26 protein-coding genes, 2 pseudogenes and 1 other annotated feature are annotated in these 23,035 nt (G+C 35.6%); of the genes and pseudogenes, 21 read left to right on the top strand and 7 right to left on the bottom strand.

Translation table 11 applies throughout. The features are described 5' to 3' along the window. The first annotated feature begins 1 nt into the window (after nt 1). The 7 genes from BP17_RS10990 to BP17_RS10960 all read left to right on the top strand — a co-directional run bounded on the left by BP17_RS10990 (nt 2) and on the right by BP17_RS10960 (nt 6,039). Nucleotides 2-355: a glycine cleavage system protein H gene (locus tag BP17_RS10990; protein ID WP_198022533.1), complete on the top strand. Its 354-nt coding sequence runs from the start codon at nt 2-4 to the stop codon at nt 353-355. A 57-nt stretch (nt 356-412) separates the two neighbouring features. Further along, nucleotides 413-676, top strand: a binding site (T-box leader). Between the two features lie 67 nt (nt 677-743). Next, complete coding sequence (locus tag BP17_RS10985) at nt 744-1,784, top strand: methionine ABC transporter ATP-binding protein (RefSeq protein WP_035054368.1); 1,041 nt, start codon at nt 744-746, stop codon at nt 1,782-1,784. Further along, the gene (locus BP17_RS10980) at nt 1,768-2,472 is read left to right on the top strand and encodes a methionine ABC transporter permease (RefSeq protein WP_035054365.1); all 705 of its coding nucleotides are present in this window, start codon (nt 1,768-1,770) and stop codon (nt 2,470-2,472) included. The genes BP17_RS10985 and BP17_RS10980 overlap by 17 nt, the downstream gene beginning before the upstream one ends. A 119-nt stretch (nt 2,473-2,591) precedes the next feature. Continuing rightward, a complete protein-coding gene (locus BP17_RS10975; protein ID WP_035054363.1) occupies nt 2,592-3,446 on the top strand; it encodes a MetQ/NlpA family ABC transporter substrate-binding protein in 855 nt (284 codons plus the stop codon). A 133-nt stretch (nt 3,447-3,579) separates the two neighbouring features. Continuing rightward, complete coding sequence (locus BP17_RS10970; protein WP_035054361.1) at nt 3,580-4,062, top strand: PH domain-containing protein; 483 nt, start codon at nt 3,580-3,582, stop codon at nt 4,060-4,062. Continuing rightward, nucleotides 4,055-5,584, top strand: a complete 1,530-nt coding sequence (locus BP17_RS10965) for a PH domain-containing protein (RefSeq protein ID WP_035054359.1) — start codon at nt 4,055-4,057, stop codon at nt 5,582-5,584. The genes BP17_RS10970 and BP17_RS10965 overlap by 8 nt, the downstream gene beginning before the upstream one ends. Next, the gene (locus tag BP17_RS10960) at nt 5,566-6,039 is read left to right on the top strand and encodes a PH domain-containing protein (protein ID WP_232219620.1); all 474 of its coding nucleotides are present in this window, start codon (nt 5,566-5,568) and stop codon (nt 6,037-6,039) included. Before BP17_RS10965 ends, BP17_RS10960 begins: the two co-directional genes overlap by 19 nt. 75 nt (nt 6,040-6,114) lie before the next feature. Here the strand turns inward: BP17_RS10960 and BP17_RS10955 are convergent, their stop codons facing one another. Continuing rightward, nucleotides 6,115-6,843 (bottom strand): gamma-glutamyl-gamma-aminobutyrate hydrolase family protein, encoded by a 729-nt coding sequence (locus BP17_RS10955; RefSeq protein ID WP_035054358.1) that lies wholly within the window; start codon nt 6,841-6,843, stop codon nt 6,115-6,117. Nucleotides 6,844-7,097: 254 nt separating this feature from the next. On the opposite strand from BP17_RS10955, the gene sufC reads away from it, so the two are divergent. From sufC to sufB, 5 genes are read left to right on the top strand one after another with little or no spacing between them, the layout of a single operon-like run. Further along, a complete protein-coding gene (gene sufC / locus BP17_RS10950) occupies nt 7,098-7,871 on the top strand; it encodes a Fe-S cluster assembly ATPase SufC (protein ID WP_035054356.1) in 774 nt (257 codons plus the stop codon). Nucleotides 7,872-7,882: 11 nt separating this feature from the next. Beyond that, nucleotides 7,883-9,169, top strand: coding sequence for a Fe-S cluster assembly protein SufD (gene sufD / locus BP17_RS10945; protein ID WP_035054353.1), 1,287 nt, complete (start codon nt 7,883-7,885; stop codon nt 9,167-9,169). Next, the gene (locus BP17_RS10940) at nt 9,166-10,404 is read left to right on the top strand and encodes a cysteine desulfurase (protein ID WP_035054350.1); all 1,239 of its coding nucleotides are present in this window, start codon (nt 9,166-9,168) and stop codon (nt 10,402-10,404) included. Before sufD ends, BP17_RS10940 begins: the two co-directional genes overlap by 4 nt. Then, the gene (gene sufU, locus BP17_RS10935; RefSeq protein ID WP_035054348.1) at nt 10,391-10,828 is read left to right on the top strand and encodes a Fe-S cluster assembly sulfur transfer protein SufU; all 438 of its coding nucleotides are present in this window, start codon (nt 10,391-10,393) and stop codon (nt 10,826-10,828) included. Before BP17_RS10940 ends, sufU begins: the two co-directional genes overlap by 14 nt. Nucleotides 10,829-10,855: 27 nt before the next feature. After that, a complete protein-coding gene (sufB, locus tag BP17_RS10930; protein WP_035054345.1) occupies nt 10,856-12,250 on the top strand; it encodes a Fe-S cluster assembly protein SufB in 1,395 nt (464 codons plus the stop codon). A 635-nt stretch (nt 12,251-12,885) separates the two neighbouring features. Here the strand turns inward: sufB and BP17_RS13810 are convergent. From BP17_RS13810 to BP17_RS10920, 3 genes and pseudogenes are all read right to left on the bottom strand, one after another. Further along, nucleotides 12,886-13,010 (bottom strand): annotated as a pseudogene (locus tag BP17_RS13810) (tyrosine-type recombinase/integrase); the annotation flags it as partial. Between the two features lie 254 nt (nt 13,011-13,264). Next, on the bottom strand, nt 13,265-13,732 hold the full coding sequence (locus BP17_RS10925) for a hypothetical protein (RefSeq protein WP_035054343.1): 468 nt from the start codon (nt 13,730-13,732) through the stop codon (nt 13,265-13,267). A gap of 16 nt (nt 13,733-13,748) precedes the next feature. Next, on the bottom strand, nt 13,749-14,426 hold the full coding sequence (locus BP17_RS10920) for a hypothetical protein (RefSeq protein ID WP_051910530.1): 678 nt from the start codon (nt 14,424-14,426) through the stop codon (nt 13,749-13,751). A gap of 371 nt (nt 14,427-14,797) precedes the next feature. On the opposite strand from BP17_RS10920, the pseudogene BP17_RS13850 reads away from it, so the two are divergent. Together BP17_RS13850 and BP17_RS10910 are read left to right on the top strand one after the other, a co-directional pair. Beyond that, a pseudogene (locus BP17_RS13850) lies at nt 14,798-15,310 on the top strand (DUF2441 domain-containing protein). Nucleotides 15,311-15,486: 176 nt separating this feature from the next. Next, the gene (locus tag BP17_RS10910; RefSeq protein ID WP_035054341.1) at nt 15,487-16,017 is read left to right on the top strand and encodes a hypothetical protein; all 531 of its coding nucleotides are present in this window, start codon (nt 15,487-15,489) and stop codon (nt 16,015-16,017) included. 199 nt (nt 16,018-16,216) lie between these two features. On the opposite strand, the gene BP17_RS10905 is transcribed toward BP17_RS10910, so the two are convergent. Then, nucleotides 16,217-16,417, bottom strand: coding sequence for a hypothetical protein (locus BP17_RS10905; protein WP_035054339.1), 201 nt, complete (start codon nt 16,415-16,417; stop codon nt 16,217-16,219). 1,241 nt (nt 16,418-17,658) lie between these two features. Between BP17_RS10905 and BP17_RS10895 the strand changes: the two genes are divergently transcribed. Further along, nucleotides 17,659-17,853 (top strand): hypothetical protein, encoded by a 195-nt coding sequence (locus BP17_RS10895; RefSeq protein WP_034545119.1) that lies wholly within the window; start codon nt 17,659-17,661, stop codon nt 17,851-17,853. Nucleotides 17,854-18,215: 362 nt separating this feature from the next. Here BP17_RS10895 and BP17_RS10890 read toward each other — a convergent pair whose 3' ends face one another. Both BP17_RS10890 and relB read right to left on the bottom strand, forming a co-directional pair. Continuing rightward, entirely contained in the window at nt 18,216-18,488 is a 273-nt protein-coding gene (locus tag BP17_RS10890; protein ID WP_035054334.1) for a type II toxin-antitoxin system RelE family toxin, read from the bottom strand. Beyond that, the gene (gene relB / locus BP17_RS10885; protein WP_035054332.1) at nt 18,489-18,710 is read right to left on the bottom strand and encodes a type II toxin-antitoxin system RelB family antitoxin; all 222 of its coding nucleotides are present in this window, start codon (nt 18,708-18,710) and stop codon (nt 18,489-18,491) included. Nucleotides 18,711-18,988: 278 nt separating this feature from the next. Between relB and BP17_RS10880 the strand changes: the two genes are divergently transcribed. From BP17_RS10880 to BP17_RS10855, 6 genes are all read left to right on the top strand, one after another. Further along, entirely contained in the window at nt 18,989-19,237 is a 249-nt protein-coding gene (locus tag BP17_RS10880) for a YczI family protein (protein ID WP_035054328.1), read from the top strand. Nucleotides 19,238-19,590: 353 nt separating this feature from the next. Then, nucleotides 19,591-20,391, top strand: a complete 801-nt coding sequence (locus tag BP17_RS10875; protein ID WP_035054321.1) for a CPBP family intramembrane glutamic endopeptidase — start codon at nt 19,591-19,593, stop codon at nt 20,389-20,391. A gap of 416 nt (nt 20,392-20,807) precedes the next feature. Next, nucleotides 20,808-21,131 carry a PadR family transcriptional regulator gene (locus tag BP17_RS10870; protein ID WP_035054309.1) on the top strand — a complete coding sequence of 108 codons (324 nt, stop codon included), beginning with the start codon at nt 20,808-20,810 and terminating at the stop codon, nt 21,129-21,131. A gap of 2 nt (nt 21,132-21,133) precedes the next feature. Beyond that, on the top strand, nt 21,134-21,757 hold the full coding sequence (locus BP17_RS10865) for a DUF2812 domain-containing protein (RefSeq protein ID WP_035054292.1): 624 nt from the start codon (nt 21,134-21,136) through the stop codon (nt 21,755-21,757). A gap of 196 nt (nt 21,758-21,953) precedes the next feature. Then, nucleotides 21,954-22,373, top strand: a complete 420-nt coding sequence (locus tag BP17_RS10860; RefSeq protein WP_035054276.1) for a GNAT family N-acetyltransferase — start codon at nt 21,954-21,956, stop codon at nt 22,371-22,373. Nucleotides 22,374-22,648: 275 nt separating this feature from the next. After that, complete coding sequence (locus BP17_RS10855; RefSeq protein WP_035054263.1) at nt 22,649-23,032, top strand: MerR family transcriptional regulator; 384 nt, start codon at nt 22,649-22,651, stop codon at nt 23,030-23,032. Nucleotides 23,033-23,035: the final 3 nt, after the last annotated feature.

Raw genomic sequence — 23,035 nt, 5'->3', positions numbered from 1 at the left:
ATTGGAACAACAAATGAGATACAGCGAAAATGGCTTATGGGTATTAAAAGAAGGCGAAAACTACCGTGTTGGGTTATCTGAAAAAGGTCAAGATGATATAGGTGAAGTGATGTTTGTCGAACTTCCTAACACATTAGCTGAAGTAAAAGAAGAAGATGTTTTACTAGGCGTTGAAGGAGCAAAAGCAGTCACTGAATTGCTGTCTCCTCTAACGGGTATTGTTGTTAAGTTCCATACAGAGTTAACAGATAATCCTGAAAAATTAAACAGTACAGATAAAAAAGACAATTGGATTCTTGAAGTGAAAGATATAGAACCTGCTACTTTTGACAAATTGTCAGTTGAAATCTGGTAAAAGCTGTAATATATAGTTGACAGAAAAAAAGAGCTCTGTTAGAATATATTAAATATCAATAACGCGATGATAAGAAGAGTACGTTCGTAATAACCATTCATAGAGAGCCTTGTTTGCTGAAAAAAGGTAATGGGAATTGAACCGAAGATGGTCTTTGAGCAGAATGAGTGAATGCTTTGCATAAGCCTATTCCGGGTGCACCCGATAACGTGCCGCAGTATAAAAGAGTTGAAAAAAGCTTGAGTACTGGAAGAGGTTGATTTAGCAATAAATCAATAAATTAAGGTGGTAACACGAAAATTCGAAACTTTCGTCCTTATAGTGAGCAGTGTGCTTAGTATAAGGATGAGAGTTTTTTTATTTCAATAAAATAGGAGGTGTAGCTAAAGTGATTGAATTAAAAAATATAAAAAAGGTATTTCAAACCAAACAAGGCAGTTTAACAGCGGTAAAGGACATAAATATCTCAATCAAAGATGGTGAAATTTATGGCATCGTGGGCTACTCAGGTGCCGGAAAAAGTACATTGGTCCGAATGTTTAACGGTTTAGAAATACCAACGGATGGCACAGTTGCCGTTGAAGGGAAGATTATTTCACAACTAAAAGGGAAATCTCTTAGAAAAGAACGCCAAAAAATTGGGATGATTTTTCAACATTTCAACCTTTTATGGTCAAGAACCGTAGAAGAAAACATTGCATTTCCACTTGAGTTAGCCAACTTGCCTAAAGCAGAACGTGAAGCTAAAGCAAAAGAATTGATTAATTTAGTAGGATTAGAAGGAAGAGAAAAAGCTTATCCTTCACAATTGTCAGGTGGTCAAAAGCAACGTGTTGGAATAGCAAGAGCTCTAGCCAACGATCCAACGTTATTGCTTTGTGACGAAGCAACAAGTGCGCTTGATCCGCAGACAACGGACGAAGTGTTAGATTTATTATTGGATATCAATAAGCGTTTAAATTTAACCATCGTATTGATCACGCATGAAATGCATGTTATTCGAAAAATTTGTGATAAAGTTGCGGTTATGGATGATGGAAAAATCGTTGAAGAAGGTTCAGTTATCGATGTGTTCAAAAAGCCACAACAAGATATAACCAAACGATTTATCCGCCAAGATTCAAATCCAGATAGCGAAGACACAAATATGATCTTTGAGGAATTATTAGCGGAATATCCTGAAGGAAAAATCGTCCACTTAACGTTTCATGGACAGCAAGCTAAGATGCCGATCATGTCAAAAATCGTTCGAGAAGATGGAGTCGATTTAAGCATCATCCAAGGAAGCATTCAACAAACACAAGAAGGTGCTATTGGCTCACTGTATGTTCAACTTACAGGTGAGAATCAAAAAATACAAATCGCTATTGAAGAGTTAAGAAAATTAAAAGTAGAAGTTGAGGTGGTAGAACATGTTGTCGAATCTTAATTTTGGTACCAGTGTTTTATCACAATACGTCGATTTTGCAGAAGTCGATTGGGAAAAAATGCAAGAAGCAACAACAGAAACAATCTTCATGACAATTGGATCAGTGGTGATCATCTTTTTTGCCGGATTATTACTTGGGCTATTATTATATGAAACAAACGGAAAGAATTCGGTATTCGCCAAAACACTTTATCGCGTAGTGGCTATCTTAGTCAATGTCTTCCGTTCTATTCCATTTATTATTTTGATCGTGTTATTGATTCCCATTACTAAGACACTTGTTGGATCCATAATTGGGCCAACAGCTGCATTGCCGGCGCTGATTCTTTCGTCAGCACCATTCTTTGCAAGACTAGTCGAGATTGGATTTAGAGAAATCGACAAAGGAGTCGTTGAAGCAGCTGAAGCCATGGGAGCTAGCAAATGGCAAATCATTTATAAAGTCTTGATTCCAGAAAGCTTACCGGCTATTGTTTCAGGGATTACCGTCACAACGATTTCTTTAGTTGGAGCTACGGCGATGGCAGGAGTTATCGGAGCCGGTGGTTTAGGAAACTTAGCCTATCTTGATGGCTTTCAACGTAATCAACCGGCAGTAACGTTGGTTTCAACTTTGATTATTTTAGTTATCGTCTTTATCATCCAAGCTATTGGAGATGTGATTGTTAAGAAAGTCGATAAACGCTAAGACAGGAAAAACAGCTAAATGAGCGGCAAGTTACAATCATTAGTTGCTAAAAAAGTACAGCAGTTTAATAGGGGATTTAACATTTTAAAAAACAGATTTAAAACAAGGGGGATTTAAAGATGAAAAAGAAAACAGTTTTATCAGCGTTAGTAACAACAGGTGTGGTACTGACTTTAGCTGCATGTGGTAGCGAAGGAAGCAACGAAACAAGCAGTGAAACAGGTGGATCAGCTATAGAAGAAACAACAATCAAAATTGGGGCCAGCAATGTTCCTCATGCTGAAATTCTTGAATTTGTTCAACCCATCCTTGAAGAAGAAGGCATCACATTAGATATCACGACTTACAATGATTATGTTATCCCAAATATCGCATTAGATGAAGGCGAAATTGATGCTAACTATTTCCAACACATTCCATTTTTTGACGCAGCAGTAGAAGAAAATGGTTTTGACTTTGTTAATGCTGGAAATATTCATATTGAACCGTTAGCTATTTTTTCTCAACGCTACGAAAGCTTAGATGAGGTAGAAGATGGTGCAACGGTCTTAGTCAGCAACAATCAACCAGACTGGGGAAGAATTCTTGCGATTTTTCAAGAAGCAGGATTAATAACAGTGAAAGATGGCGTAGATCTTACAACGGCTACTTTTGATGATATTGATGAAAATCCTAAAAACCTAGTCTTTGAATACGATAATGATCCAGCATTGATGACAACATTGTACCAACAAGATGAAGCAGAATTAATTGCTATCAATTCAAACTTTGCAGTAGATCAAGATATCAGCCCACTCAACGACTCAGTTGCAATTGAAAGCTCATCTTCTCCATATGCAAATATTATTGCCGTTCGTTCAGAAGATGCTGAAAATCCTGCTATTTTAAAATTAGTGGAAACATTGAAATCTGATGAAGTAAAAGAGTTTATTTTAGAAGAATGGGACGGAGCAGTTGTTCCTGTAGAAGAATAATCAAATAAAAGTAAGAAGCAAATCAATTGATTTGTTTCTTACTTTTTTTGTGCTCTAAAAGATTGTTAAGATAGTACTATTTTCAAGATAGTGCTACACTCAAAGTAATAATATTAGTTTAGGAGTGGATGGTATGTATAAAGAATTGCCGGTAAAAAAATTAGATGAAAGTACCATTCGATATGAACGGACAAAAGACATTATTGGCAGCTTCTTTACGCTAGTTTTCTTTGGGATTTTAATAGTCTTAACGCTTGAATTTGATTGGCCTACAGCGTTAATAGCGATTTGGATCATCCTACCGATTGTTGATTTCTCAATGAGTTTATTTGTCCTTCCGTATTTGAAATTAAAATCCGTGCGCTATGAGATGCACGCGTTGCATTTGGAAATCATGACGGGCATCTTTTTAAAAAAAAGAACACTGATCCCAATTGAACGCATCCAACATGTAGCAGTAAAAGAAGGTCCACTTACTCGAATATACGCCATACAGATCATAGAAGTTTTTACAGCTGGCACAGTTCACGAGATTCCATTGCTGATAAAAAATGAGGCGGAAGAATTAAGGATTCAGTTATTAGAACAATTAAAGGCGGTGAAATCAGATGTATGATGAAAAAAAATTACACCCGCTAACGCTTATTACCGATGCTTACAATCGCTTGGTGTCCTTTGTTATCCCTATTATTTTCTTTGCTTTTTCAAGTTATCGACTAGAAGGATTGGGTCTCATTTTAACCCTGCTGTTCTTTACTATTTTTGGTTTGGTGTACTTGGTAGATGTTTTGAAATTTATACGGACATCGTACTGGATCGATCACAATCGATTTGTGGTAAAAAGTGGATTATTTATTCAAAAAGAAAAAGATGTTCAAATTAGCCGTATTCAAAGCATTGATTACAGCGAGAACTTGATTCATCGTCTCTTTAATGTGACGAAGATCGAGATCAAGACGCCAGGAAAAGGGATAGCTTTAGACGCTTTATCCAAAGAAAATGCACTGAAGTTGGCTACTCAGCTGCATTATTTAAAAGAAACGCAGCGGGAAACGGTTAGCCAGAGTGCTGAAGAAGCGGGAGAGAAGCAAATCGATCGACAGACGGGCTTTTCATTACAAAAAGTGGGAGTGACAAAATCCCTTTATTCGATGAGTTTAATCGATATTATAAAAATGAACTTGATGGGAGGATCTATTCTTAAAGGGTTAGTTGTATTAGTGGGAGCACTGAATATCTTTGAAGAACTGATTTCAGACACTTTGTTTGATCAAGCGGAAACAATCGTTAGTCAAACGACTATCTTAGCGCAACTGTTCATCATTGTATTGGCGATTGTTATTTTTTATGTTATTGGGAACGTTATATCTGTCATTAAAAATTTTGACTACAAAGTTGAATTGACCAAAGAACATTTGACTATTGAAAAAGGGTTGTTGGAATTGAAGAGCCAAACCATTGCCTTAGCAAATATTCAAAGTGTTTGGGAAGAGCAAAATTGGGTGCAAAAATTATTTGGCTACACGACACTGTCAGTTGGCATCACAAGTGATGAAGAATCAACTACGAAAGATGATACGAGTGAATCGTATGAAAAAGGCAAAATTGTGTTGCTGCCACTTGTTAAAAAGGAGCAGCTGGCCTCATTGAGAGGTGAAATCGTACCGCATTTTAACTGTCTGCCTGCTCAACAAGTCGTTCCAATTCGTTCTTTGAGACGCTTTATTCAATGGCCGCTTTTATGCTGGATCAGTTTAACCCTTTTGATTTCCTACTTTCTATGGTCATTTGCTTGGACGATTGGGATAGTAGGCAGTTTAGTGATTCTTTTTTATGGCTACCGCAGCTATAAAAAGACCGGCTACGCTCTTTCTAAAGAAGAAGTGACATTTGAATTGCCTAAATTAATTAGTACGGAAACCGTTTATTTGCGCAAAGATCGCGTGTTAAATCTGACGGTCAAACAAAATCCTTTTTTAAAAAGAAGCCATTTAGGAAAAGTAGAGGTGTTCAGTGCCCTTGGAGATTCCGCCCAAAATAAAAAATTATCATTTATTGAAGAAGCCGATTGTGAACGATTATTTGATTGGTTTTTAGTGAACGAGAGGAGTGCCGAGCCATGGGACCAAAAAGTATGATTGATCCTCAAGTATTGAAGTTGTGGCGTATTAGAGGCTGTTTTAATAGTCTTCCTTTAGTGATCGTCGCTTTAGTATATAACTTTTTTATCCAAATTATGCCAAATACAGCATTGCCTGACGCAGGTATTTACATCACCATTGGGCTAGCACTGCTTGGTGGGTATGTCTTTATCTACGTGCTGCCAACCTTGACTTATCAAGCTTGGCGGGTGGATTACAATAAAGATGAAATTGATTTTGTTTCAGGTATTTTAATTAAAAAAAGAATTACAGTCCCAATCATTCGGGTTCAAAATATTGAATCCAGTATTGGACCATTAGCTAAAAAAATGGGCTTGATGTCGTTAACAATCTCAACAGCGGCTACTAGTCATAAGCTGCCGGAATTGCCTGAAGAAGAAGCGCTGGAAGTACAAAAAAGAATCCGACGATTGATTCGAAATAGTCTATAAAAAAAGCTGATCCTTGATTTGACCTCCAACTCGTAGCTTAGCTACTGGTGAGGGAAAGAAACAAGGTCAGCTTTTTTAGGCCATTTTTTTGATAACTCGTTTAACAAAATCGGTAAACAAACGTTGCATCATCAAATCGTATGGAATCATCAATTCAGGATGCCATTGTACAGCTAGGATACTTTGATGAGGTGATTTCGCTTCAAACGCTTCAATCAATCCGTCTTTACTCCAAGCCACAGCTTTAAAGGGTTCCGCCAATTCTTTGATTGCCTGATGATGGTACGTATTGACTACATATTGTTCGCCAAAAATCTTACCGATCGTACTATCTGGTTCAATATCAATTGTGTGGGCGCCAGTTTCAAAATGAGTCAATTGAATGTGTTGAACGGCTAAAGAGGGATAATCTGAAACATCTTGATAAAGGGTTCCACCATAAGCAACATTCACTAATTGCAATCCGCGACAAACCGCAAAAATCGGTTTAGCTTGATGGATCGCTTCTCTGACGAGCGCAATCTCAAAAGCATCCCGTGCTGGATTAGTAGCGCCTAATTTCAAACTTGGTTCTTCGCCAAACAGCAATGGTGAGACATCTTGACCACCAGCTAATAAAAGGCCATCTACTTTTGAAAGGTAGTCTTTGGCTTCGGTCGGATCACTGATTGGGAAAACGACTGGGATGGCGTCTGCTTGTCGAATGCCATTAACAAATCCTTGGGGTGTATACGTAATCGGTAAGCCATTTAAATCAGCATTGTTTAATAAAACATTGCCAGCGATTCCAATTAAGGGTTTCATAAAAATCACATTCCTTTCATCAATGAAATCAAACTAAACAAACGCTCGAACAATAAGGATTGCTGAATTGTTTGATAAGGTGAGATCTTTGTTCTTAGTTTACCTGATTTGAGCTGAAAAGTAACCCTGAAACAATTCGTAATAAGTTTGCGAAAGCATTAGGGTTAGTCTAAAATAAAAGGTAACAAGACCGTTAACTTTACCATTAATCAAAGATTTTAAAAAAATTTGAAGCATAGGGGCGAAACGAAGCTATGTCCATATTAGAAGTGAAAGACTTGCATGTATCCATTGAAGACAAAGAAATTTTAAAAGGTGTCAATTTAGTGATGAAAACTGATGAGATCCATGCCATCATGGGACCAAATGGAACCGGGAAATCAACTCTTTCAGCTGCCATTATGGGACATCCGAGTTACATCGTTACTGAAGGCGAAATTTTATTAGATGGCGCAAATGTTTTAGAAATGGCTGTGGATGAACGCGCAAGAGCTGGATTATTTTTAGCGGTCCAATACCCAAGCGAAATTGCTGGCATTACAAATGCTGAATTTATGCGTGCTGCAATCAACGCTCGTCGACCAGAAGACGATAAAATCCCAGTCATGAAATTTATTCAAAAATTAGATGAAAAAATGGCCATTTTAGATATGGCAGAAGAAATGGCTGAACGTTACTTAAATGAAGGTTTTTCAGGCGGTGAGAAAAAGCGTAATGAAATCTTGCAATTGATGATGATTGAACCGACCTTTGCTATTTTGGATGAAATCGATTCAGGGTTAGATATCGATGCCTTAAAAGTAGTCTCAAAAGGGATCAATGCGATGCGCGGCGAAAACTTTGGCGCATTGATCATTACCCATTACCAACGCTTATTGAATTATGTGACCCCAGACGTCGTGCATGTCATGATGAATGGCATCATCGTTAAAACAGGAGGAGCTGAATTGGCTAAGCGGCTTGAAGCGGAAGGCTACAAAGGGATCCGTGATGAATTAGGTTTAGACTTTGTTTTAGAAGACGAATAAGGAGGATCAAGATGAAAGAGACAAATTATTTAGACTATCTTGACCTTGTGCAGCAATTTTCTCTGATGCATGAAGAACCAGCGTGGATGACCGAATTCAGAGCAGCAGCATTAATGAAAATCAATTCTTTAGACCTGCCTTCTTTTGAAAGAGTCAAATATGAACGCTGGCCTTTGCTGCAAGTACCTGATTTCTTCAGCGATGAAGCAGGCATTTTACTAGCACAAGATTTTTTGACCGGCGATGACGATGCTCCGCGAGTCATTCAAGTCGGCAATCAAACGGTTTTCGAGCAGCTGCCGATGAAATACATTGAACAAGGTGTGATCTTTACCGATATTTTTACCGCTTTGCAAGAGCATTCATCACTGCTCAAAAAAATCTATATGAAATTAGCAGTCGAATACGATGAAGATAAATTGACGGCTTTCCATGCGGCCTTTATGACCAGCGGCTTATTTTTGTATGTGCCTAAAAACGTTGTGATCGACGAACCGCTGGAAGCGTTATTTGTCCAAAATAGCAACGTGAAAAATAGCTGGATCAAACACGTTTTGATTTTTGCGGATAGTAACAGTGAATTCACTTATGTTGAAAAGTATGAAACGATCGGAACCCAAGAAAATGCGGCCAATATTATTGTGGAAGTCATTGCCAATCCGGGTGCTAAAGTGAAATTCTCAGCAGTTGATCAAATCGGCGCAACGACCACTACCTATATCAATCGTCGTGGACATACGCTAAAAGATGCCAGGATCGAATGGGCAATTGGCGTCATGAATACCGGGAACGTGATTGCTGATTTTGATACCGATTTGATTGGTGAAGGGTCGCACAGCGAAGTGAAAGTCGTCGCCATCAGTATGGGCAAACAAATCCAAGGAATCGATACCCGCGTAACGAATTATGGCCGCAATACGATTGGCCATATTTTACAGCACGGTGTGATTTTAGATAAAGCGACATTGACCTTTAATGGCATCGGCCACATCATCAAAGGGGCCAAAGGGGCAGATGCCCAACAAGAAAGCCGAATCCTGATGCTGTCTGAACACGCTAGAGGAGACGCCAACCCGATTTTGTTGATCGATGAGAATGATGTGACGGCTGGACATGCTGCTAGTGTCGGGCGAGTAGATCCAGAGAATCTGTATTATTTGATGAGCCGAGGCATTCCAAAAAAAGAAGCCGAACGCTTAGTGATCCGTGGATTCTTAGGTTCCGTTATTGCAGCGATTCCTTTAAAAGTCATCCGTCAAGGATTAGTAGATACGATCGAAAGGAAGTTGGATAAATGAGCTTTCCGGCTGATAAATGGAAAAAAGACTTTCCTATCTTAACACAACTAGTCAATGACGAACCGTTAGTGTATTTAGATAATGCTGCGACGACTCAAAAGCCAACAGCTGTGTTAAAAGCCATTGAAACCTATTACCGTGAATCAAATGCTAACGTACACCGCGGTGTCCACACTTTAGCTGAACGAGCAACAACGCAATATGAAGCAGCGCGCGAAAAAGTGCAACACTTTATCCATGCCAATGAATCAGCTGAAGTTTTATTTACCCGCGGCACAACGACTAGTTTGAACTGGGTAGCTAAAAGCTACGGAGAAGCTAACGTGCAGTCAGGAGACGAAATCTTGGTCTCCGTAATGGAGCACCACTCTAACTTGATCCCGTGGCAACAGTTAGCCAAAAAAACACATGCCGTATTAAACTATGTTGAGCTGACTGAAGAAGGGTTATTGGATCTAGACAGCCTGCGTGATCAATTAGGCGTGAAGACCAAAATCGTAGCCTTGACGCATGTCTCTAATGTGCTTGGGGTTATTAACCCAATCCAAGAGATTGCACGACTGGTCCATGCAACAGGGGCTGTGCTCGTCGTCGATGGGGCGCAAGCTGTTCCGCATATGCCGGTTGATGTCCAAGAACTGGAAGTCGATTTTTATGCTTTTAGTGGTCACAAAATGGTGGGTCCGACTGGCATTGGGGTATTATACGGCAAACGCCAGTTACTAGAACAAATGGAACCCGTTGAATTCGGCGGAGAAATGATTGAATTTGTTTACGAACAAGAAAGCACATGGAAAGAATTGCCATGGAAGTTTGAAGCCGGGACACCCAATATTGCTGGAGCAATCGGGCTAGGGGCAGCCGTTGATTATTTAGCAACGGTTGGGCTTTCTGCCATCCAACAACAGGAACACGAATTGATGGCTTATTTATGGCCAAAATTGATGAGTGTACCAGGGTTAACGATTTATGGACCTTTGGATACCGCAAAACGAACCGGCATCGTGACTTTTAATCTAGATGGCATTCACCCGCATGACGTTGCGACTGCAATGGATATGCAAGGAGTAGCGATTCGCGCCGGCAACCATTGTGCGCAACCGCTGATGCGAAAATTAGCAGCTGATTCAACGGCTCGTGCCAGTTTTTATTTTTATAACACAACCGCTGATGCAGATCAATTTGTTGACGCATTATTGGCGACAAAGGAGTTTTTTACGGATGGCCTTAACTAAACTGAACCAATTGTACCGTCAAGTGATTTTAGACCACTCCAGCCACCCGCATCACCACGGAGATTTAGAGCAGGCAACAACTCATAGCGACTTGACCAATCCGACTTGCGGCGACGTGATGCAGCTGCAACTGATAATCGAAGATCAAATCATTAAAGACATTCGATTTGATGGAAGCGGTTGTACGATCAGCCAAGCCAGTGCGAGTATGATGACCGATGTGGTGATTGGAAAAACGGTGACTGAATCTTTATTGCTAGCAGATCAATTTTCGCTGCTGGTGCAAGGAAAAGAAGTCGACAAGTTAGACGAACTAGGGGATGCGGCACTTTTAAGTGGGGTCGCGCAATTCCCAGCCCGTATCAAATGTGCTACGTTGTCTTGGAAAGCACTGGAAAAAGCTTTAGTAAAATTGTCTGTTTAGACAAGGAAAAGCAAGGAGTGAAGAACGATGGGAGAAGTACCAGAACGCGAGAATTATCAATTCGGCTTTCATGATGAAGTGGAATCCGTCTTTACGACTGGAAAAGGGGTTTCTGAAGCCACGGTCAGAGAAATTTCTAACCGCAAACAAGAACCCGAGTGGATGCTGGATTACCGTTTAAGAGCTTACGATCACTTTACCAAACGGCCAATGCCGGAATGGGGAGCCGATCTGTCGGATATCGATTTTGATGACATTACCTACTATAAAACCGTCAGCAACCAGCCTGAACGCGACTGGGAAGATGTACCAGATAAAGTTAAAGAAACCTTTGAACGCATCGGGATCCCTGAAGCCGAGCGCAAATACCTAGCCGGAGCGGGAGCACAATACGAATCTGAAGTCGTTTACCACAATATGAAAGAAGAGTTTGAAAAGCTAGGTATCGTGTTTACCGATACCGATTCAGCTTTAAAAGAATACCCTGAGATTTTCAAAGAATATTTTGGAACCATCGTGCCTGCAACAGACAACAAGTTAGCTGCCTTAAATGCAGCCGTCTGGTCTGGCGGAACCTTTATTTACGTTCCAAAAGGCGTACGCTGTGATGTGCCACTGCAAATGTATTTCCGGATCAACGATGAAGCCATGGGCCAATTCGAACGTACCTTGATCATTGTTGATGAAGGCGCCAGTGTGCATTACGTCGAAGGCTGTACAGCACCGACCTTTTCATCCAGTAGCTTGCACGCGGCTATTGTTGAAATCATCGTTAAAAAAGACGCATACTGCCGCTACACGACGATTCAAAACTGGTCCAACAATGTTTACAACTTGGTAACCAAACGGGCTGTAGCCGAAGAAGGCGCCACGATGGAGTGGATCGATGGCAACCTTGGAGCCAAAACCACGATGAAATACCCAAGTGTCTTATTGAATGGTCGCGGAGCTAGAGGAACCATGCTGTCGATTGCAATGGCTGGAGCCGGACAAAGTCAAGATACCGGAGCTAAAATGATCCATAATGCACCAAACACTTCGAGTTCAATCGTCTCAAAATCGATTGCCAAAGATGGTGGGGAAGTCAATTACCGCGGACAAGTCACGTTTAGTAAAAACTCAGGTGGATCAATCTCACATATCGAATGTGACACGATCATTATGGATGATTTATCCAAATCCGATACAATTCCCTTTAACGAGATCCATAACGGCAACGTCTCGCTTGAACACGAAGCCAAAGTATCTAAAATATCAGAAGAACAACTTTATTACCTCATGAGTCGCGGTTTGACCGAACAACAAGCCACTGAAATGATCGTCATGGGCTTTGTCGAACCCTTCTCAAAAGAACTCCCAATGGAATACGCAGTGGAACTGAACCGATTGATTGCTTATGAGATGGAAGGCAGTGTGGGGTAATAACAATATTGTAAGTGATAGTTATTTTTTTAAAAGAGAGTAACTATTTTAGTGAAGATATCAGTTTTACATCGAGTTGTGTAGAAGAGTCTTACCAAAAGTGTGTATAGGACAAATAGTGTTTAATACTTCAAAAAAATTTCTTATGGAATAGACGGTTTTGCTTGCGAAGCCATGGGAACGTCTGAAGCCTAAAAAGAAGTTTTACAGACTTTTAAGCTTCAAACAAACGTAATCTCGCTGAAGCGCCAACGTTTTGTAATTCTCATTGAATCCTTTACACGGCTGCAAGCAACCTTATTCCGCCAGAAATTTTGGCTAAGTAATGGAATTAGATTAAATTTATCAACACTAAAAATTATAGACCCAATATATCAAAAAGCAGACCTCTAATGTGGTCTGCTTTTTGAAAAACTAACTTAATTGCTGAGATTAGTGCATAACCTTTTTTAAGAAGTTGACAACGTTATAAATGAGTGTTCATACTTATTTAAAATAGACTGCTAAAAATATAACTAAATTATTTTTGTGATAATAGAAGCTATATTTACCATTCTACCCTTAGTAGATGGATGGAGTTCATACTTAACCACGCCTATATTTTATTTAGTCGGAATTGAATTTTGAGGGAATTAGTTTTTTTTCTTTAAATTAACGATGTCTGACATGCGTAAACCGCTGTAAATCCCGATCAAAAACAGAAAAATATCCCAATTCGCATTTTTCTTTTCTTTTTTAAATAGAATGAAAAGTCGTTGATTTCTTGTTGCGTGAGTAATGAGTAGGAGTTACAGCTTGTTTAAAAGCCCTAATTTCTCATGAAATCAATACATGATTTTATTTTTCATGTCACAAAATCATGTGTTGGAGGGCGATATAAAAAAAGAACCCTATAGAGATAGGATTCTCGATATCCTTTTTTATCCAAATTAATGTATCCAACACCATAATTGCCCAATTGGTATTATGGTGTTAGATACACTTTAATAGGATTTTCCATACATGAATCTATATTTAAGATAAATCCATACGTTTGATATTAAAATTACCGCACTCAATAATAATTGTTGTTTGTGAGAATAAATAAACTTCATGTCTTAAACGACCATTATCTAGCAACGTAAGTTCATCATGTGACCACTCATCTAAACCACTGTTAAACAAAATTTTTTGACTTTCAAATAATTTGTTTCTTGAAATATCAAAATCAATAGAATATATCGTCACATCTGACCATAATAATTGATATATATTATTATCCCAATGCTTTGCTGTAGATGAAATAGATACTATACTTTCTTGAGACTCATCTGGTACTTCTGGATTATAATTATTTACCAATGTAATTTCGCTTACACGACTATCATGAAAAGAGGTGTTTAATAAAAAATTAAGAGTATCTATATCTAATACTTTATTTAAAGTCCTTAAATTATCCATATATCCTTCAAGATCATGTTTTTCTTCTGTAAAGTAGTTCATTGAATTCTCTCCTATTTTAAATTAATAATAAAAATGCTCCCCATGTTGCTACAGCACCTGACGCAAATATCAGAAAACCAACTACACTTACAAATATTCCAATCGCTATAATAATATCTGAGTTTTTACGCAAGTTTAATCCTTTAGATTTCATTTGCTGTTTTGCTTTCTTTATATTAGTCAAATCTTTTTGTGCTTTTTTATAGTCTGCCAATCCTTTTGCTTTATTTTGAATACCTTTAGGTATTCCAGAGCTACCTAACGTTTTTCCATGAGATTTAGTCCCATCTACATTTTCTACTCCATCTACTTTACCATTATATACATGAATATGTGGCTTTGCATCACCTGCACTAGGTTTATCTACTCGAGCTTTCCATCCTTTTCCTAAATCATGTTTAGTACCATAACCAAACGGTACTATAATATTCTCTGATGTACTATCATCTTGTATAGTTACGGGATCTCCATAAGAACTAGAAGTTACTTCTAATTTACTTAGTTCTTCAGAAAGTAATAATAAATCTACATCATCTTCGCTAACAAAACCATCTCGATCTCTTTTAGATTCAAGTTTTTCAGTTAATTCAGTAAACTTAGTGATTGTATCTGCTGTTTCAACCGTAGCTGAAGCTTGTAGTGGGACAAGTACCATTGTAACTAATGCAACTAAAAAAATCGCGATTTTTTTCATTTTCTTCCTCCGATAAATAATATTTAAAAGACTAATTTTAATACTTCCCTCCTTAAGTTAGTACTCTTATTATCCCTAATTCAACCTACAAAGTAATGCACCTATTCGTTTACAATTAGCAACCAGTGGTTTACATACACTAAAATTAAAATTAAAAAAACACATTCGTTATAAATATTTAAATAAAAAAAGATTAAATACTAAATAAAAGTAATTAATCTTTTGCTACATTATTTATGTATCTCCGCTAAAGAAAATACCCATATTATTTTTAGTAATTATGATATATTTCTTATATCAACTGATTGTTAAAATTAAGAAAGTAGAGGTGTACATATTTGCATTACTATTATCTAGTTACCAGAAAACCAATGTATATTGGTCAAAAAATTATTTTTGATAAAAGGAATAAAAACAGATTATATTCCTTCTTTTTAGACAATAATTTTAAGAATAAATCAAATGAATCCTTGGATCAGATCATACAACGTTTAGATACCAACCTTAATAATGAAGATCTTTCATTTTTGAATAATTCTATGTCTCACACCTCAAGAGCTATTAGAGAAGTCGTTACTGAAATGATTAGATTAGAGTCTTTTCCAATGCTTCCTTCAAGGTTTGAATGTCTGTAGGGTGCTGATAACCTAGATGATTTAATAGCATGGAAAGAACTATTTGAATTTTATAATAGAGTCATTCTTCAAATCGTTAAATTAGAAAATACTGGACCTGCTTTCAAAGGTAATGCTTCTTTACTACCAGACTTAGAAAAAATTGATCAAGCAAAAGAATACTGGAGCTCTCCTACTGATAGTCATTTATCTGAAGTATTGATTGGTGGAGAAATTACTGTTACTGAAATAGTTGAGGATTTTCAGTAAGTAGTTCTTAAGTTGATTTAAACCTATGTTTTTAGTTAAAAGTGAATAAATAAATAAAAAAGAACCTTGATTGATCAAGGTTCTTGATACATGACTTTATACAATTTCATGTATGGATATTTTTTTAAGAAACAATATATAATAAAAGATAACCCAGTAAGGAGAGATAAGAAATTATGAGAAATAAATTCAAGCTAATTTTATTTTTAGTAGTTATCGTTATCATTGTATCAAGTTTATACATATCATCTAAAGAGTTGTTAATTAATTTAATAACAAAAAATGAAACATCTGGAGAAATAGAGTATGTCTCTATTTATTCACATGGCAGTAGCAAAGAAACAGATGCTTTTAAAAGTGAGGATTTTGAGCTATATACCGCAGATTCAGATAGCTTTACATCTTACATTTCTAGCAACAAAGTTCTTAATAAAATAAACAAAATTGTACTTACAGATTCTTCGGAAAATATTATAGATAATGATGAAATAATTACAGGGATTTTTCAATCCGCAGAACAAATAGAACATGATATTTTGGAATTTCAGATTTTTAAAGTTCTTGATGATTATTTTGTTTTAGTAAAATTGAATGTAAATTTGCAATCACCTTGTGACTTTTATGAGTACGATATAGCCAATAAAGAATTAAAACTTATGCATAGTTTTGATTCAATTGACGTTATAGGCTTATCATTACCACGTTAATTGAATTTCTACGTAAGTGTCTATTTAGATTCTAACCAGAATAGAGACTTACAAGGTATCAATCGGATATTTTTTAGCTGTCTATTATAAAAAATCGTTTAATATATTTAGGTTTATTAGCTAAAACAGTCAATACGTAGATCCTTAATTTAATAAGGATCTATATACATGACTTTATGTAATTTCATGTATTGTTTTATTAATTTAGTTGTAATAATTGAGCAACTATTTCTGAGCTACCTGGCAACAATAGCATGCTTAACGAAATGATAATAAATAACACCCCAATAATAAACAACATGCTTACAATTTTAACTGAACGTGAAACATCTTTATTTAACATACCTACTACAACAAGAGCGATACCTGCAAAGAGTATTAGAAAATACCAAAAACCCATTTTATCTCCTACTACAGAATCTTATGGTGATTTAGAAGAAACCACTGAAAATATCATTGAATAAATTGATAGCAATCATGAAACTGTTTTTGATCGTTTTTATGATGGTATTTCTGGTGAAGAGGTTATTGCTGCTAGAAAAATTGTATCTGTTAAAGTATTAGGAACAATTTTAAATGTTGCCATTTCATTTGTTACAGGTGGGGCAATTAGTTGGTTTATAAGAAAATATGGTTGGTCTGTACTCGTTTCTCAAATCGGAAGTAGAGTTAGTGCCTCATTCCAGATAAAACGATATCAAGTATTAGCAAAAGGACTTTCTAAATCAGCAGTAGCAATCGCTAATCCAGGATTAACAATTGCTAAATTAATTGACAAGAATGATAAAAATATAAATAATGGATAGACTTTTAAAAGGAGCTTTTAAATGGAATTTATTTTAATTTTTTTTGAAGAAATATTATCAGCTGTTTTAAAGATTAACAATAGAATAATTAAAAATTTTATTTTAATTATTCTATTGTTAATAATGTCCGTATTTGTTTTTTTTATGCTGTATATACTTATTGGGGCTATATTTTCGACAGTAAGTTGGATTATAAAGATAATCCTATTTGCTATATTTATTCCCTGCATGTATGTAATATATATAATTATTTTAAATGGCTATAGCGAATGGGAAAATTAATACCTCTGATGTTTCAATTGCATAGTATACTAAAATCCCAACCACATAAATGGTTGGGATTTTTTCTTGGTTGAGACTATGAACGAGTAGGGGATAGGAAGTTGCCTCTGTTTCGGAAGGTTACGACGAAAACAATTAAAAAATAGCCGATATACTGGGGGAAACGACAGTATCAAGATAAATAAAATAAATAGGTGCAATTGAGGTGGCTAAAGATGGACAAACCTTACTTTATGATTATACTTTTGTAGCCTTTGTTATTGGAGATATGGCTCGGTAACTGTATTTTAAAATTACCAGTAATATTAAACATAACAACCTGCCCCATTATCCAAAAATAGATTTCACTAAGTAAGAAGAACGCCCAACCTTATAAAATCACGGTTGGGAGAGTAGTCACTTTGTATAACGGATATTATGAAAATAATATTTATATTCAATCTATAAATGCAGGTGTAATTTTTTGTGAATTAGACTTAATTCGTAATGTAAAAAAAATTAATTTTGAGAAATGGTTTAGCGTATAAAATATTCTAAAGAGGGTGTATGAAAGATGATAAAAATGGACTACTCACACCAACCAAAAAGAGATATTCTTTGTATTGACGTTAATTCTTTTTTTGCTTCAGTAGAATCAGTAAAAAGAGGAATACACCCTTTAGAATCGTATATCGTAGTAATGAGCAATCAAGAATTAGAAGGCGGATTGGTTTTAGCAAGTGCTCCTAGAGTAAAAAAAGAATCTTGATTTAATAAGATTCTAAATACACTAATTTAAGCAATTTCATGTATTAAAGGGGAAATTGTAAGTGTAATTTTTATTCTTAGGTAACACTTTTCACTTTCTACTCGTTATTAACTATAACGAGTAGAAGGTGAATATCATATCATCAGAAAACATTCACGTGCCAATCAATAACACTATTTTAGTACTTGTTGAAGAAATAAAATAGTGTCTAGAAACGCAATTTCTAATTAACGCAACGCAACAAGACATTATTGAAAATGCAATTGTTGCATTACGTATTCAATATAAATAGCAAAAAAATTCTACCACTTTTTAAGCGGTAGAATTTTCTTGCTTAACATGCTGTACTCAATTTTAATGATTTATTTGTAACTATCTTTCCTATGTCCAATCTCTAACATTAAAATAGTGACTGTCTCGTCATTAATATCGGCGATTAAGCGATAGTCTCCAATTCTGTAACGCCATTCTCCTGAATGATTAGCGGTCAATCCTTTACCCTGCTTCCTAGGATCTGTACAATTCACTAGATTCTTTTGGATCCAACCCATAATTAAAAGAGATTGGTGTTTATCCATTTTTTTTAAAGCTTTTTGAGCTCCTTTTTCAAACGCTACTTGATAACCTGAATTCATTTAATCCGCTAGCTCCTTCAGCATATCTTCAAAAGAAATACTTTTTGGATTTTCTTTGTGTTCAGACATCGCCTGGTTATATAAGCCCAAATCAATTTCATCTTCAATTTTTTCTAAAACAGCATTTCTAAATAAAGCTGAAACCGAGATATTATTAGCTTTAGCATATTCTTTGATTAATTGATCTTCTTGGGTATCAATTCTTAAGGATACTACAGTCATTAGAATCAACTCCTTCTCTTTTGTATGTACATTGTAATACAAAAGAGAAGGAGTTGCAATTTATTTACTCTATAAATAGCACAAAACACTTAAAAATTAACTCTGATTAACGAAAAAAGAACCTTGATATTTCAAGGTTCTTGGTACAGGACTTTATGCAATTTCATGTATTAGATAGAATCAAGATTTTCTTGTTTACTTAATAAGCTATTCTTTTATATAACTATGTTTGTTAAGCTATTATGAGGGGCACAGTAGCAAAGAAAGAAGGTCGTTTTATGTTAAAAAAACTAAATTATATTTTATCAGCACTTATTATTATAATCGCGGTTTATGGATTCGCTACAAATAATATTAATGAAATAATATACGTTATGATGTTGTTTCTGAGTTTATCTGCATTATTAAGAGGGGTAGAATCATTCCAAAAAAACGAAAGAGTAAATGGCTGGTTTAATATAGCTGCATTTTTATTTGTTTTATTTGTATCGATTCAAGGATTTTTATTATATTATGGTATTTTTTAAATTAGAATATCGTCTAAAATAACTTTGATTTAACAAGGTTCCAGATACACTAATCTATTTAATTTCATGGATTGTATTAGTATTACTAATTTTTTCATTACTTTTCAGTTTGTGTCAATAGGGGTTTCGCAAACATTTCCGACAAAACCCACTCTAAAAAAGGCAATCTATAGTACATAATGATATAATTCACTTGTAAATTATTACGGAATCTTAAAATAATACGAACGTAGAAAATTTATATTTTGCGGAATGCAACTTTGAATTGGCAGAAAGCAAATATTAAGTGATAAAAGTCAAAGCGTCCATCCATCAAAATTTAAGGTGTATTGAAAACGTGAGGTGAAGAAATCGTGACAGACAAAAAAATCATAGTACAATTTACGATGCTGACATTTTGCATAGCCTATCTTGTGTCAGGTGCTTTAATTGCTCTTGGGCAATTTGGATATTCGGTTCACAATTGGGTTTACTCGGTACAGCAATTCGGGATGAATATTCCTTTTGCAATCTATATTTTGTCGCCCGCTATTGCTTCATATATCGTTCTGAAGAAAAATAACAAAATAGCAGATTTTAAGGAATGGTTGAAAACTGTTTTTTACGCCAAAAATAACATATGCCTCTATTTTTTCGTTGTTGCAGGGCTTGCACTGTATTTTTTGATACATATTGCAGTTTCAGGCCACACGGAAATGGTGCTTCCATTTTATACGTTTTTTCTTTCCCTGCCTGGTGGTCTTATTATCGGTGGCTTGGAGGAAGCTGGATGGATGTACATACTACAGCCTGAGCTTGACAAAAAATATGGCTTTGTTTTGTCTTCTGTTTTCGTTGGAATTCTTTGGATTTTATGGCATATTCCTCTCTTCTTCATTCCAGGTACGAGTCACGGAGAGGGACTCATTAACTTTTGGATGTTTGCAGTTCAACTCATGGCGTTTCGGTTTTTTAACGGGGCAATCTATAAAATATCAGGCAAAGGCCGTGTGTTTATGTGCGTATTATTTCACACCATGTTTAATGCGGCATCCCCCCTTTTTGGCACCATGACTATGACTTGGACGGGAACCATTGCCGCAAATGCTATGATTGTTCTTGTTTCATTTGTAACCGTTGAGATATACGACAAAAAGAGCAGGCGAATAGTATAAGCATAGTAAGAAGTAAATTAATTCGCAATCTTCCTATATTATTCATAAGCAAGAGTAGAAATGCTCTTGTTTTATTTTTTATATAAGTACCATAAACGCTCTAGTTTAGTAGTTGTTGAAGAAATAAAAGAGTGTCTAGAAACGTAATTTCTAATTCAAGCCAGACAACAAGATACTATGGAAAATGCTATTGCTTTTTTAAGTATCACTATAAGTAATAAAAAAAGGAACCTTATTTTAATAAGGATCTCGATACATAACTTTATACCATTTCATGTGTCGTTTTAAATAATTAGCAACTAGTTATTTTTATCTTTAATTAAACAATTGACATAAACAGTTCGACTGTATACAATGCGAGTATATAGTTAAACTGTTTATTTTTCGTATTTTATTTTAAGAAGGGAATGAACTAAATGAAAAGAAACAAACATTTACCGCTGACAGAAACTGTTTATTATATTCTTTTATCTTTATTTGAACCAGCACATGGTTATCTCATTATACAAAAAGTTGAAGACTTGAGTAATGGTGAGGTGAGAATGGCTGCTGGGACATTGTATGGAGCTATCGAAAACTTATTAAAATTGAAGTTTATTAAGCCGGTTGAGAATGAAGATAAGAGGCGTAAAGTTTATATTATTACACAAGAAGGAAAAAACATTCTCTTTCTTGATTGTGAAAGAATGAAGCACATAGTAGCTATTACTGAAGAACATTTGACTGAGGAAGGGGTATAAGTATGGAAAAATTTAAGTTCTTTTTTAATTTAGATAAAGAAGAAAAATGGTTAAATGAGATGGCTCAACAAGGACTAGTAATATCAGGGAAAAATTTTAAATATGAATTTGATCAAGTTGATAGTAAAGAAAAACTGATAAAGATAGACTATCGAACATTTAAATCGAAAAAGGATTTAGAAGACTATATTTTATTATTTGAAGATAGTGGTTGGCAGCATCTTGTAGGAAATAAAAATTCTGGGAAGCAGTATTTTATGAAAAAAGATGCTCATGCAGATGGAGATATCTTTTCTGATCAGCTCTCCAAAGCGGAGCGCTATAAAAGAATGGCTAATGGCTGGCTGTCTTTAGCTGTAATATATGTACCGATAGCCATCGTATTTTTTCAAACGAACATTATTGATTTCAAAGCATTTCTCAATCCACGGTCATACTATCTGACGCCTGGCCTATGGGAAATGACAGGAAGTTCTTTTTGGAGATCTTTCTTATTTGAAACACCTTTTGCTTTAGGAAGAGGGATTGCATGGTCAATTCCCCCTGCTTTGATTGTCCTGTATGTTGTTTTTGCAATCAAAGCTCATTATCATTATAAAAATACCATCTCAAAAGAGGAACGATAGAAATTATAGCGCAGCACTCTGAGATTAAAAAATAAATCTAATTTCGGAGTAGCGCATTAAGAACATTAAAGTTTTTTTACCCTTAAGTAACAATGCGTTTCCTTCTTCATAAGCCCTAGATGAAAGAGGATAGAAAAATAGCTTTCAGGACACTCTGTGTTAATAGTATCTTTATAAAAGAATAGGAGAGTGAAATATGGAGATTAGAGTAGCAAATGATTTAGATTACCCTGCTTTAAGACGTATACACTTAGAATCCCGACGTAAAAACTTTCATTGGGCAGATATAGAAGAAATGACTTTAGAAGATTTTGATAAACACACCGTAGGAGAATTTATAATTTTAGCAGAAGAAAATTCTGAAATTCTTGGATTTGCTTCGTTACATTTACCAGATAATTTTATACATAACTTATTTGTTCATCCTGACTTTTCAGGTAAAGGTATTGGCATCCAATTGATTAATGCCTCTATAAATAAAATGAATAAACCAATAGAGTTGAAATGTGTATCTGAAAATAAAAAGGCTATGGAATTCTATGAAAATAATGGTTGGAAAAAAGTTATCGAAGAAGGTAATCCGAATGAAAAGTATTGGGTTATGGTGTATGAATAAATTATATAACTTATAGTCTGTTTTATTAAGTTCTTACAGTTACCTGAAATCTTTATTAAATAAGGTTTCAGATACACTGATCTATCCAATTTCATGTATTAAGTATTCTGTGGAAACTTTATCTTGATACAAGCCTGAAAATGGCTTTCCATAATCAGCAGTTGATATAGATAAAATTGGCCTAGTTGAATTCACCAATAGCTGAATTTGTTGAACTTTATTTTTGATTCGAGTATTATAGTTAAAGTTGACTTTAATAAAAAGGAGATTTTATTATGTATACAATCAAAGAAATAGAAAATAAGTATGGACTTCCTGCTTCAACTTTACGATTTTATGAGAAGGAAGGGATTCTTCCCCAAATTCAAAGAAACGATAGTGGGCAAAGACGTTACTCCGACAAAGAATTGCAGTGGCTACAGTTAGTCATTGCTTTAAAAGAAACCGGTATGTCCATAGAAGAAATCAAGCGGTATGTCGAATTGTTGAAGCAAGGGGATTCGACACTGGATAAAAGAAAAGATTTTCTTATGGAACATAAAAAAACGGTTGAACAAAAGATGAATCAAACACTTATACATCTTGAAAAGATAAATAGAAAAATGGCTGTATACGACGTTATAGTACGTGGGAATAACGATAAAGTTTTTCTTATTTAAAAC

It is taken from the genome of Carnobacterium pleistocenium FTR1 (assembly GCF_000744285.1).
Taxonomy (GTDB): domain Bacteria; phylum Bacillota; class Bacilli; order Lactobacillales; family Carnobacteriaceae; genus Carnobacterium_B; species Carnobacterium_B pleistocenium.
This window is presented reverse-complemented; position numbering and strand designations above follow the sequence as displayed.